Annotated in this window: 8 protein-coding genes; all 8 read right to left on the bottom strand. The window is 66.0% G+C overall.

Annotated elements, in window-relative coordinates; genetic code table 11:
- Positions 1 to 3: 3 nt before the first annotated feature.
- The 8 genes from AO356_RS12360 to AO356_RS12325 are packed head-to-tail and all read right to left on the bottom strand — an operon-like array spanning position 4 to position 12,929.
- A complete protein-coding gene (locus tag AO356_RS12360; protein WP_060740031.1) occupies positions 4 to 1,731 on the bottom strand; it encodes a formylglycine-generating enzyme family protein in 1,728 nt (575 codons plus the stop codon).
- Positions 1,724 to 2,920: an ABC transporter permease gene (locus tag AO356_RS12355; protein ID WP_060740030.1), complete on the bottom strand. Its 1,197-nt coding sequence runs from the start codon at positions 2,918 to 2,920 to the stop codon at positions 1,724 to 1,726. Before AO356_RS12355 ends, AO356_RS12360 begins: the two co-directional genes overlap by 8 nt.
- The gene (locus AO356_RS12350; protein ID WP_060740029.1) at positions 2,920 to 3,636 is read right to left on the bottom strand and encodes an ABC transporter ATP-binding protein; all 717 of its coding nucleotides are present in this window, start codon (positions 3,634 to 3,636) and stop codon (positions 2,920 to 2,922) included. The genes AO356_RS12355 and AO356_RS12350 overlap by 1 nt, the downstream gene beginning before the upstream one ends.
- Positions 3,636 to 6,740 carry a serine/threonine-protein kinase gene (locus AO356_RS12345; RefSeq protein ID WP_060740028.1) on the bottom strand — a complete coding sequence of 1,035 codons (3,105 nt, stop codon included), beginning with the start codon at positions 6,738 to 6,740 and terminating at the stop codon, positions 3,636 to 3,638. Before AO356_RS12345 ends, AO356_RS12350 begins: the two co-directional genes overlap by 1 nt.
- Positions 6,737 to 7,468: a PP2C family protein-serine/threonine phosphatase gene (locus AO356_RS12340; RefSeq protein ID WP_060740027.1), complete on the bottom strand. Its 732-nt coding sequence runs from the start codon at positions 7,466 to 7,468 to the stop codon at positions 6,737 to 6,739. The genes AO356_RS12345 and AO356_RS12340 overlap by 4 nt, the downstream gene beginning before the upstream one ends.
- Complete coding sequence (tagF, locus tag AO356_RS12335; protein WP_060740026.1) at positions 7,469 to 8,122, bottom strand: type VI secretion system-associated protein TagF; 654 nt, start codon at positions 8,120 to 8,122, stop codon at positions 7,469 to 7,471.
- Positions 8,119 to 11,619, bottom strand: a complete 3,501-nt coding sequence (gene tssM / locus AO356_RS12330) for a type VI secretion system membrane subunit TssM (RefSeq protein ID WP_060740025.1) — start codon at positions 11,617 to 11,619, stop codon at positions 8,119 to 8,121. Before tssM ends, tagF begins: the two co-directional genes overlap by 4 nt.
- Positions 11,616 to 12,929, bottom strand: a complete 1,314-nt coding sequence (locus AO356_RS12325; RefSeq protein ID WP_060740024.1) for a DotU family type VI secretion system protein — start codon at positions 12,927 to 12,929, stop codon at positions 11,616 to 11,618. Before AO356_RS12325 ends, tssM begins: the two co-directional genes overlap by 4 nt.
- Positions 12,930 to 12,931 lie beyond the last annotated feature (2 nt).

Below are 12,931 nucleotides of genomic sequence, written 5' to 3'. Positions count from 1 at the left end.
CACTCAAGACCGCTGAGCGTTCGATGCGAGCAATTCCTTCAATATCGCCGCCGGGTCGGCTCGTTTTTGCTGACGATAATCCCCGACATGACGAACGAATAACGTTGCACGCGCCACCAGGCTCTTGCCCAGTACCGGTTTGCGCTCCAATTCTTCCTTGATGCGCTGGAACTGCGCCTGGATCACGGCATCGGTGTAGCGCGTGCCGGTGGCCAGGTTGTCGATGTAGATCGCCACCGCGCCATCCAGTGCGCTGCGGCCGTTGTCGATGGCCGTGGCGAACAGCGTGGCGCTGGCCTCATCCTTGGCATCCAGCGCGGCTTGCCGGCTGTTCTGCAGATTGGTCAGGCGAATGTTGTAGTTGTTGACGGTCTCGGCCACCAGGGCCGACGACTGGATCAGGTTGCCCGCCGCTTCCTCGCGCTGCTGGGCGATGAGCGAGACGTTGCGCTTGAGCTCTTCGTTGACCAGGCCCAGTTCGGCTTGCAGGCGCGGATCGACGCTGGCGGCGATGATGCTGTCCAGGCGCTTGGTCGGATCGTCAGCGTCATCGATGGCGTCGGTCAGCGACGCGAGCCGCCCTTCTTTCTGCCATTGGGCGAACAGTTCCTTGTAGCGCGAACGCGGCGCCGACAGTGCCCCGACGGCCACGCGAAAGCCGGTGGTTTCGTTGCTCTGCTCGGTACCGTCGGCGGCGAACAACGGGTATTCGCGGCGCATGCCGGTGAACAGCGTGCCCTCGCCTTCCAGGTAGTTGCCGCCCTTGACCACGAAGCCGCCATAAGCGCCCTGGCGGCGACCGGCATGCACCAACTGGAAGGACTCCTGGACCATCTCGGCCGCGTTGCCCACCACATCGAACAGACCGATGGGGTTCGGCAACTTGGTGCCGATGGGCATCAGCCGCGCCGCCTGACCGGTGCCACCGGCGACCTGGTTGAACACCGCCCAATCGGCCAGCGGCCCGTCGCTCTCACTGCCCTCCAGGCGCCGGGGAAACAGGCGCCCTTCCAGGTCCTGGCGGCTGACGGCTTGCCCGCCGCGGGCGGCGAATTCCCATTCGACTTCCGTCGGCAAGCGCACGAAACCCAACCCGCCGTCTTCGGCGGAGGTGCCGCGACCGCTCACCGGCAGCAGGTCCTTGTGGTATTTCATCAGCCAGGCGCTGTACACCGCCGAGAAGCGCTCGGCCTCGAACTTCGACAGTTTCACCTTGGGCAAACGCCCCGCCACCCCTTGGGGCAAATCGGCTTGCAGGGTTTCGCAGGCCGGCGCCGCTTCGCCGCTGGCCAGCGATTGCGCCTGGGCCATGACCTGGGCGTATTGGCGGGCCGTGACCTCGTACTTGCCGATGAAATACAGCATCGGCTTGAGCGGCGTCTTGGCGTCGGTCTTGGGCATCAACGGCGTGATGGTCTTGTTCCAGTCCTTGGGCAAGTCCTTGAGAGTGAACTGGCCGTTGATGAAGTCGCGCCGGTAGCCGGAAATGAACGACTGCTGGTAACCGGCCTCGCCTTCACTGAACGGGTAACCGAGGCTGATCTCGCGATCGTCCAGGGTGCCCTGGGCGAGGATGTAGACGTAGCGGAACACCATCTGGCCTTCGCACGGCAGCGGCAGGCTGACGTCGTCGGGCAACGGCTTGGGGTTGTCCAGTTTGTCCGTGCTTTCATCAGCCCAGACCATGCTGGCCAGGCTCAGCGCCACGGCGGCGCCCAATAACTTATACATCGCGAATTCCTTCACACGCCTGGATGCGCGCCACCCGCCAGCCACCACAAGCCGCCGCGACGGCGCTGACGCCGAGCACGGCCACCAGGGCCAAAGTGTAGTGACGCACCAACAGATGGCTGGCGTATTCGCCGGGCATCTGTGCAAATAAATAATTCAGGCCCGACTGCGCCAGGCCATACAGGCCGGCACTCAGCAGGGCCGCGAACGTGGCGCTGTAGAGGGCCTGCAACACCACGAACAGCAACAGCGCCGCGGTGGAAACCCCCAGCAGGCGCAACACCGACAACTCCCGGCGCTTACGCTCGACCGCCGCCAGGGCGCCGGCAAAGATCGCCGCGAACGCGCCGGCCAAGGCCAACCCGGCGATGATCCAGAACACGATCGACAGATTGCGGCTCAGCGATTGCACTTGTGCGATGGTCTGGGCCTGGGTCGAGACCAGCAGGTTCTGCCCGGCGAAATACTGACGCAGTGGCTCGACGTCGCCGAGGCTGCGAGCATACAAACGAAACGCCGGGTAGACCCGTTGCCCGGCCACACTCACCGCATCGCCCGGCCAGCCGAACGCGGGCACGGCACGGCCGTCGCGGTAATCCTCGGCGGCCTCCAGCAAGGCCAGCGGTGCAAACAGGCCATCCCGGGCAAAGGCTTCCAAGGGCAGCACATGCAATACCTGAACGCGGGTGCGCTGCGCCTCGCTGCGACCGGCCACCTGCCGGCCGAAACTGGCTTGCACCCAATCGCCAGCCTTGGCGCCGAGCTTTTCAGCGGCGGTCTGGCTGAGCACCACTTGATCCAAGCCTTGCGGCACCGGCAAATGCTCGAACAAGGGATCGTTGGCCGCGGTGGGAATCATCTCGACCGTGACAGCCGAAGCATCGCTGCTCAGATCCGCCGTGGCGGCGATCTGGCGGGTGCGCGGCAAGGCAAAGGCCACGTCGCCACGCTGGCTCAATTGTTCGATGAATTCGGCACTGAAGCGACCGCCGCCCAAGGGGATGATTTCCCGGGTGGCCGGGTCGTTCTGCAAGCGCTCGGTCAGGCTGCTGACCAGGCCGAACTTCAGGCCGAACAACACCAGCAACGGCGCCACCACAGCCACCAGAGCAAGCACCGAGCAGGCCGACAGCCAGGCATCGTTGCGGTAATCCTGCCAGGCCAGGGAAGCCACCAGCGCGCCTCGCATCAGCAAGCCTCCCCGAGGGTGGCGGTGACACCGCCGTCGGCATCGCGACGGCAACTGATGCGCCGCACCTGCAAGCCGCTGGCGCGAGCCAACGCCTCGTCGTGGGTGGCGACCACACAGCACACCCCATGTTCGCGAGCCTGGGCCACCAGCAAGTGCATGACGCGCTCGGCGTTCAGCGGGTCGAGGGCGGCGGTCGGCTCATCGGCCAGCAGCAGGCGCGGCCCATGGGCCAACGCCCGGGCACAGCTGACCCGCTGGCGCTGGCCGACGGATAAGTCCGCCGGTTTCTTGTCCAGTTGATCGGCGATGTCCAACTGCCCAGCCAGGCGCGTCACGCTTGCGTCATCCTTCAAGCCCAGCAATTTGCGCGACAACGCGATGTTGCCGCGCACATCCAGGAAGCCCAACAGGCCGCCGGTTTGCAGAACATAACCCAGGTAACGACTGCGCAGCTCGGCCAAGGTGCCCTGTTGCGACGCACGCCACAATTTGGCGATGTCCAGCGGCGTGTCGGCGGGCGTGAAGTCGAACTGTCCGGCCTGATCCGGTGCCAACACCAGCGCCAGCAGGTCCAGCAACGTACTCTTGCCGCAACCGCTGGGGCCGACCACCGCCAGTTGTTCACCGCCGCGCAATTGCAGCCGTGGAATCACCAGGCTGTAGCGCTGGCTGCCGGCGCCCCGGCTTTTGTGCACGGCGTTGAGGGTCAGCATCACGGCAGCGTCGACAACGGAACGCGGTACAAGGCATCGCCCGGCTCGGCGTCGCCGAAGCGCACCCAGTTGGCGAGGTCGTTGTGGAAGGTTTCGTAGAGGCGGATTTTCGAATCCAGCTCGTCGATGAAATCTTCCTGCTCGGCCACGCTCAAGGACAGCCACAAGTCCTGGGTCATGTTCAGCGACTTGCTGCGGTACGGCAGCCCTTCCAGGTACTCGCCCAGAATCCCGCCGTCGGCCAGGTTGCCGCCCTTGCGCAGGGCCGACGGGTCGCGGCTCATGTAGGCACTGGCGCTGGCGATTTCCTGGAAGAAATCCTTGGGCGAGCTCTGGGTCTTGCGGGCCGCGTCGACGATCAGTTTCAGCGACTGCTGCAGGTCGTTGAGTTGCAGCTTGGTCAGCATCACGCAGACCTGGAACGCCGGCAGCGCCGGGTTGGTCAGGTCGCGGTCGGCGGTCCAGGCGCTGACCAGTTGCGGCGCCTGGCTGGCGGATTTGCGCCCCAGGAAATCCATGTGCATCGCGTAGCCGACCGCGGCCGACTTGTCGGCCAGGCTCGGCGCGGCACTGAGCAGCGGCACGCTTTGCGCCTTGTTGCTGCGCACCTGATGCACCAGGTCGGCGAACACCGAACCGATCTCGTCGACCCGCTCGCCGAACTTGCGCACGTCGGCGCCCGGCACCGGAATGTACAGGTCGCCGATCTGCGGGTTGGCGTCGGCGGTCAGGGTGCGGTACTGGCTCTGGGCGCCGGCATGGGTTTTCTTGCCCGCGTCGCTGAGCAGGTGCAAGGCGTAGATCTTGATCTGCTTGCCCAGCGCCGCCTGGCGCACTTCGGCCTCGTTCATTTGCGTGGCGGCAAATGGATCGTTCTTGCGCAGGGCACCGGCGTCGGTGACCAACAGGATCAAGCGCCCACCGTAACCGGACCAGTCCATGCCTTCGACGGCTTCCATGACCCCGGCGAACGCATCTTCGTTGAACGAATGGCTCGACACCGTCGATGCCTTGACCTGCCGCGCCAGGTCCATGAAGCGCTGCGGGTCGCGGCCCTGCTCGAGGGTGATCAGGGTCTTGGCGACGTATTCCAGGCCCGGGGTTTTCTTGATGCTGCTGCGGAAACCCACCATGCCGAAGCTGACGCTGTCCAACTCGCCGCGCTCGGCGATGCGGGTTTGCAGTTCGTGGACCACGTCGCGCACCTGGTCGATGTAGGGCTGCATCGACACGGTGGTGTCCACCACCAGCACCACGGCGGTGCGGAACGCGTCGGCGTTGGCGGTGGTGATCGGCGTATTGCCCGCCGCCTTGGGGGTGTTGCCAGGGTCGATGGACGCCACGTTCAGCAACTGCACCGGCTGGCCGTTTTCATCGAGGCTTTCGCGGGAGTCGAAGATCGGCAACAGATAGAACTGGCTCTGCGGCACCGCGCTGGCGGCCGGTTCAAGGGCCAGCACTTGCTGGTCGTCCTGCGGGCTCTGCTGGGCCTTGAGCAACACGTTCTTGGCGGCCGATGGGTTAGCCAGGAGCTTTTCCACTTCGCCAGGCTGACGCAGGAACATCACTGGCGCACGGCCGGAACGTTCGGTGAATTTGAGCACCAGGCTTTGCTTCCAGTCGCTGACCTGGGCGGCGGGCAACCAGCCGTCGCTGCGCCCGTCGGTGGCCGCGCCGACCCGTACCCAGGCGCTGCCATCGAGGTCTTTGCGCTGATACACGTACAACACCGAAAACGCCGGCAGTGCCTTGCCCAGTGCGGCACCCGGCGCCTCGGCGAGTTTCGCCCCCGGCTTGCTGAGCACACGCTGGAACAGGGTTTTCTTGCCAGCCATTAATAGCGGACGCTGGCCACCGTCGGCCTCGGTCGCCACGGGGGGCTGGGCCGGCGGGGCGACGGGTGGCTTGACCGCCGGCACGTCCGGGGCCTTCGGCGGCTTCACTTCCGATGGCTTGACCGAGGTGGTCGTGGCCACCGGCGTCTTCACTTCTTTGCCGTCGTCACCGGCCAACCACCAATAACCCGCGCCGCCCAACGCCAGCGCCACGGCGACCGCAACGGCGGCCAGGGCGAACACCGGGCCCTTGCGTTGCTCCGACACCGAGGATTGAGCCGTCGGTTTTATCGGCGGCGGAACGGGCTTGGACTGTGGCTTCGACTGTGACTGCGGTGGTGAATAAGCCGGGCCGCTGGGAATGTCGATGGACATGGGCGTCAAGCCCGCCAAGTCATCCACCGCAGGCGACGTGGTCGGCAGTTGCAACGACAACGGCCGGATCAGCGTCGCTTCCGACGATTCCTCAGGCAGGTTATCCAGCGCCCGCAGCAATGCCGCCGCGTCCGGGAAACGCTCCGCCGGGTCCTTCGCCAACAGTTTGCGCAACACGTCCTGATAACGGCCGTGGTGCACCGGCAACTCCGGCAACGGTTCGGTCAGGTGCGCCAGGGCCGTGGACAGTGCGTCATTGCCGGTATACGGCAGTTTGCCGACGAGGATTTCGTAGAGCACCACGCCCAGGGCGTACAGGTCGGCGCGGCCGTCGATGTCTTGCCCTCGGGCCTGTTCCGGGCTCATGTAGCTGGGCGTACCGACGGCAAAGCCGGCCTGGGTGAACTGGGTGCGGTCGTCCAGGGACTTGGCGATGCCGAAGTCCGAGAGCACCGCCGTGCCATCGGCGCGGAACAGGATGTTGGCCGGCTTGACGTCGCGGTGGACCAGGCCCAAGCCGTGGGCATACCCCAGGGCCGAGGCGATCTGGCGGATGTAGGTCAGGCCCTGCTCCGGCGTCAGGCCCGCGGCGATGCGTTCCTTGAGCGTGCCGTTGGGCAGGTACTCCATTGCCATGTAATACAGCTCACCGACGTTGCCGATGTCATGGATGGTGACGGTGTGCGGGTGCGACAAGCGCGCCAGGGTCTTGCCTTCGCGCAAAAACCGCTCGCAGAACGTCGGGTCGGCGGCCAGGGCTGCCGCCATCACTTTCAACGCCACCTTGCGCTCCAGCGAACGCTGGGTCGCCAGGTACACGCTGGCCATCGCGCCTTCGCCGATCGGCCCTTCGATGTCGTAGCCGGGGATGACAATGTTCAGGGTCAAGCTCATGACGGCACCTTCACGACCACCACGGTGATGTTGTCCGGCGCGCCGCGCATCAGGCCCAGGGACACCAGGCTGCTGGCGATTTCGCCGGGCTCGTCGTGGCTCAGTACTTCGCGGATCTCCTCGTCCTCGACGGTCTTGGTCAGCCCGTCGCTGCACAACAGGTAGCTGTCGCCAGGCACCAGCAGCAGTTCGGTCAACGCCAGGTTCAGTTGCGCCTCGACGCCAATGGCCCGGGTGACGATGTTGGCCCGCGGGTGCACCCGCGCCTCGGCTTCGCTGAGCAGGCCGCTGTCCTGCAGATCCTGGACGTAGCTGTGGTCCCGGGAGATGCCTTCGAGCACGCCGTCACGCAGGCGATACAGGCGGCTGTCACCGGCCCACAGGCACATGCCCCGCAGGTCACGGACGGCCAGGACCACCACGGTGCTGCCCATCATGGTCACGCCACGGTTGGCGGTTTCTTCCCGCACGGCGGCGTTGACCCGTAGCAGGTCGCTTTGCAGCGCCGCAACGTATTCGTCCAGCGAACGCCCCACGGCGATGCCGCGCAGGCTGTCGACGATCAGGCTGCTGACGTAATCGCCCGCCGCGTGCCCGCCCATGCCGTCGGCCACCACCCAGAGGCCGTTTTCCGGCAGGTCCAGGCAAGCATCTTCGTTGACCTGGCGGACCATCCCGACATGGCTCTTGCTTGCAGACTTGATTGCTTTTCCGGCACTTGGACGCATCTACACAACACCTTCTTGGCCGAGCAAAAATTGCGCAAAATCAGCGGCTGCCGGCAATCCCTGGCAGCGCATCAAACCCGGGGCAATGCGCTCCGATCCCTGGCCCCACCACAGGCTCACGCCTTCGCAGGCCGCCTCGGCCAAGGCGCTCATGCGCCGCTGCGGGTCGGTGGCATCGAAGCGATGCAGGCTGGCGAAACGGCTGCTCGACGTGCGCGGCAGGTACATCGGGCTACCGAGGGTTTCCAGCTGTTCGTTGAACGCCTCGAAACTGGCCTCCACGCTCAACGTGCTCAGCAACAGGTTTTCGACCCGCTCAAACCACTCGTCCGCACCGCCCACCACGGACGCCGGGTCCGCATCGGGCTCCAGCAGCACCGCGACGGTCAGCGGGAAATAACGGCCGACCCGGTCGATGCTCGGCATCACCACTCCGACGGCGGCGTCCGGGCCACACACCCCCGGCGCGAGCATGAAGCGCCACAGCGGGCTGACCAGATAAGCATCCAGCCAGCGCTCGCCGAGGCTGCTCTGGCTGGCGAGCAGACCCGCCGCCAACCACGAATCCCACGGGCCGATGAACCCCTGGGGCAAGCCACGGCTGACGAAGTCGCCGCGGCTGGCCAACTTTCCGTAGAAGCCCGGCGTACTCATAGCCGCTCCGGCAGGCTGAAGCCGCTGAGCACCCGGCTCTTGAACGGGTTGAAGGCGCTGTTGGCCCGCAACTCGTAAGAGGCGCTGGCACCATCGACCCGCAGCCGCAGGTTGAAGCGATCCGGCGAGTTGCCGGCGGTCAGGTCCGATTGCTCCAGCAAGCGGAACCAGGCCCACGGCCCGTCCAGGGTGATGCCGGAACGACCGCTGGAAGACGGCGGCATGATGGAAATCCGCACCACGCCGATGCTGCCCGGGTTCGGCCACTGCATGGCGGTCGGGCGGCTCGGGCCGTGGTCATAGCTCAGCTGTTGGCCGTCGAGGTCGAGCAGGAACTGGGTGATGGTCGAGTCCATCGCCACCGGCTTGAGTTCGAAGCGCACCATCGGCTGGGTGCCGCCGGAGCGGAAGAACGCATCGCGGATGGTCGCCGCGCGCTGGAAGGTCTGCAGTACACCGGGGGCGATGCCGAGCTTCTGCGCCGCGCCCGGCTGCCAGCGCCAGGTCGGCGTCGAGGTGTCGACGTAGGGTTGCAGGTACTTGCGGAAGTAGTTGTCCATCACCCCGCCGACGCCGAAGAACTGGCCGAAATCGTCCAGGGTCGCGTCTCGCGCACTGCCCGGCGACATCGGATAGCGCCCGGCCAGGGACTGGCGATAGATGTTCACCACTTCGCTGGTCCAGGCGGCGTTCAGTTGGTTGCGCACCCCGCCCATCATGCTGTTGGTGGTGGAGTTGACCACCGACTTGACCAGGCCCTGCACCAGCGGCGGCTGGCGTTCGGCGTTGAGGCTGACGCGAGTGGCGGCGGCCGTGGCCTGGTTCTTGGCTTCGCCAAGCAAGGCATCGCCGCTGGCCCCGACCATGGCGCTGACCTGCACGTACAGAGCGTTCATGTCGGCCAACAGACCGTCGATGGCCGCCGGCTCGCCTTCGCTTTTGCTGACGATGCTGTTGAGCTCGGCGAAGTGCGCGGTGATCGGGTCATCGCTCGCCGCCGGCGCGTTTGGCGTCGCCTGCTCCTGGCCGAGCAAGCTGCCCAAACGCTCCTTGAGCTTGTCCACGCCGCCTTCCACCGGCGCACCTTGGGCGGCCAGCAAGCGTTCATCCTGTTGCAGATCGGTTTCCTTCGCCACCGCCACCAGCAGTTTTTTCAGCGGCGAGGTCGGCCCGGAAATCACCCGCAGCACATCGGCGGCCTGGGCCACGCTGGTGATCGGCACGAAGTCGATGTCGGCGAGCAAGGCGTCCCATTGGCGCAGGTAATCCTGGAAGTACAAGCGACGCACATCGGCAGCCAGGCTGGCGACGTTCTGCTGATCGGCCTGTTCATGGCCCAGCACCCACTGCTCTTCAGCCAGGGTGCCGGTCTGGCTCAGGCTGGTGAGCAAGAAGCCCTGGCGGTAACCCTTGACGGTGAAAAACCCGCTCAGTGGTTCGCCCAGCGGCTTGCCGCTCTTGCGGCTGAACACCAGCGCCGCGTCACGCCCGGCGGCTTCGTTGATGCGGAAGTCCGGGATGCCTTCGGGCAGTTTCTGGCGCTTGATCCGGTCATAGACCCGCTGGGCCACCGGCAATTGCTGCAACTGGCGCCGCAGGTCTTCGACCAGGCGCTGGTCCAGGCGCGCGAGGGGCGGACGCCGCTCGAACAGTGCCTGCAAATGCGCGGCCAGGGCCTGGCGCTGCTCGGCCGGCAAGTCCCGCGGCAGGCTGCGGTCCCAATCCAGGGCGATCCAGGCCTTGATGAAGTCGGCATCGTAATGCTCGGTGTCGGCGAGCATCAGGTAGGCCTTCAAGCCTTCGTAGAGAAAATCCGAATTGCCGCCGCTGTGCAGTTGCTCTTCGATGCGCGTCAGCAGGCGTGGCGCGAACACCGCGATCAGCAGCTTGCGGTAGACGCTGCCGGACTCGGCTTCGAGCATGTCGCCCTGGTACAGGCCCAGGCCTTCGGCCCAGCTCGGGGCGTCGTCGGCCAGGTGTTTCACGGCGTTGAGCAATGGCAACACCGCGAGCACATCCCGTTGCGCCGGGCTGAGGTTCTGCACGGTCTGGCCCAAGGGCGCGACCTTCTGATCGACCTGGGCGATGTAGGCCTGGTTGGCACGGTAGCTGACCCACCACAACGTGCTGACCACCAGCACCAGCACCACCGTAGAGGCCAATACGCCGCGGGCGATCCACTTGCGTCGACGCTCAACTTTCGGGTCGACGCCCACCAGCCCGCGCTCGGCGAAAGCCACGGCGGTGAAGAGTTTTTCGATGAAGTAGCTGCGCCCGGTGCCGGTCTGACGCGCCAGGTGTTGACGGTCCAGGTTCATGCTCTGGGCCATGGAGCCGATCAGGCGGTCGATCGGGCTGCCCTCCTGGGTGCCGCTGGTGAAATACACACCGCGCAGCAACACGCGCTCTTCGAAGGCGTTGGGTTTGAACACCCCTTCGAGGAAGCTTTGCAGGCAATCTTTCAGCGCGCCGAACTGCTGCGGGAAGCCGTAGATCAGGTCGCGCCGCGCCGGGTCGCGCTCTTGTTGCAGGCGCTCCACCAGGCGGTCGTTGAGGCGTTGCTCAAGGCCGGTGAATTCGCTTTGCAGGTGCGCCAGCGGGCTGTCGTTGCTCTTGCCGTCGTCCAGGGCAAAGGTCATGCCCCAGACCTGGGCGCGCTCTTCCTTGCTCAGGGTATCGAAATACTCCATGAACCCGGGCACCAGGTCGAGCTTGGTCAGCATCAGGTAGATCGGGAAGCGCACGCCCAGTTGGGTGTACAGCTCCTGGATCCGCAAGCGAATCGCCGCGGCATGGGCGGCGCGCTCGGCGTCGCTGCCCAGCAGCAGGTCGGACAGGCTGATGGCGATGAACGCGCCGTCAATCGGGCGGCGGGCCCGTTGCTTTTTCAACAGCCCCAGGAAGCCCAGCCAGGCGGCCTTGTCGATGGTCGCGTCGCTGTCCTGGGTGGTGTAGCGGCCAGCGGTGTCGAGCAGGACCGCCTGATCGGTGAACCACCAATCGCAATTGCGCGTACCGCCAACACCGCGCACGGCACCGGCGCCCAGTTGCGCGGCCAGTGGGAAATGCAGCCCGGAGTTGACCAGCGCGGTGGTCTTGCCCGAACCCGGCGGGCCGATGATCACGTACCACGGCAGCTCGTAGAGGTTGCGACGCTCGTCCCCGCCCAGCTTGGCTTTCTTGAGCAGGGCCAAGGCTTCGTCCATGCGCTGGCGCAGGGTTTCGAGCTCTTCGGCGGTGGCGATGCTGGTGGGGTCGGGCGGGGTTTGCGCGGCCAGGCTGCGCATCACTTCGGCGGCCTGACGGCGCGCCTGGATGATGCGGAACACCCGGTAGGCGATCCACACCGCGAACACCAGGATGATCAAGGCCCAGCGGCGGCCTTCAGGCACCAGCCAATCGAGCAGCGGGCCGACGAACCAGATGATCAGGCTCAGGGCGATCAGCCCCAGCAATGGGATGACCCAGCGGGTCATAAAACTGAAAAACGCCTTCACTCGACCCCCTCCGCCAATACTGTGATTTCAACCCGACGATTGCGCGCACGCCCCTCTGGGGTGGCGTTGGACGCCAACGGCTCGGTGTCGCTGCGGCCTTCGGCGCTGAAGCGCTCGGGCTGGCCGGTCTTGGCCGAAAGAATTTGCAGCACCGATTGGGCCCGCGCTTCGGACAACGCCCAGTTGGACGGGAACCGCAGGGTGGCGATCGGCCGATTGTCGCTGTGGCCGGTGACCAGGACCTGGCCCTTGACCTTGCGCACCGCATCGGCGATGCGCAGCATCAGCGGCTGGAAATCGTCCTTGATGCTGGCGCTGCCCGAAGCGAACAGTTCGTCGCCGCGGATGGTCACCACCGAGCGGTCGACCGCGTCTTCCACGGCAATCCGGTTGGCGCGGATTTCATCGGCCAGAAAGCCTGCCAGACGTGGGCGCTCGACCACTTTGGGCTGCACCACGGGGCGGTCGATGGTCTGCACCGGGATTTCGCCCAGGAAGTGAATGTTCTTGAACACCGGTTCGGCATCGGAGGCCAGTTTCATGCGCAGGCCGAACAGCAGCGCCAGCAGCAAGGCCGCGCCGATGGCCACGGCGATCCACGGCGGCATGAATTGCGCCAGTCGATCACGGGCCACAGTGACACCACGCCAGTGCGGCGACAGCTCGCGCTCGTAGTCGCCCCGGGCGCTGCGGATCACCGCGCTGGTGCGCTCACGCAACGCTTCCAGTTGGCTGCGACCGTCGTTCATCACCCGGTAGCGCCCCTCGAAACCCAGGCACATGCACAGGTACAACAGTTCCAGCAGGTACAGGCGCTCACGGGGGCTTTGCAGGCAATGCTCCAGCAACTGGAACACCTTCTCACCGCCCCAGGCTTCGTTGTGCACGGTGATCAACAGGCTTTGCTTGCCCCAGTCACTGGTGCCGCCCCACGGCGTGCTCAACACCGCTTCGTCCAGCGCGGTGCACAAGGCGTAGCGGGCCAGCAGCACATCGTTGCGCACCACACCGGCGGCCTCGGCGCGCTCTTCGAACTGGCGCAGGTAGGCCAGCAGCTGCGCGCGCAAACTGGCCGGCGCCGGGTGGGCGATGGTGTTGCGCAGGCGCGTCAGCAGGGCCAACAGCGGGCCGGCGGCGCTTTCCAACGGGTTGAGGCCCTCGGCCTTGCCGGTCAGGACCGGCGCGGCCGGCATCGACAGCGGTGCCGGCTGTGGACGAGCCGGATCCGGACGGCCAGGGTCCGGGCGGAATGGATCGGCGCCACGGCCACCGGGCGTCGGCATGAATTGGGTACGATCGTCGTTGCTCATCG

This window comes from Pseudomonas fluorescens (assembly GCF_001307275.1).
GTDB lineage: Bacteria > Pseudomonadota > Gammaproteobacteria > Pseudomonadales > Pseudomonadaceae > Aquipseudomonas > Aquipseudomonas fluorescens_AA.
The sequence above is the reverse complement of the archived record's forward strand: the minus strand, read 5'-3'. Positions and strand labels throughout refer to the sequence as shown.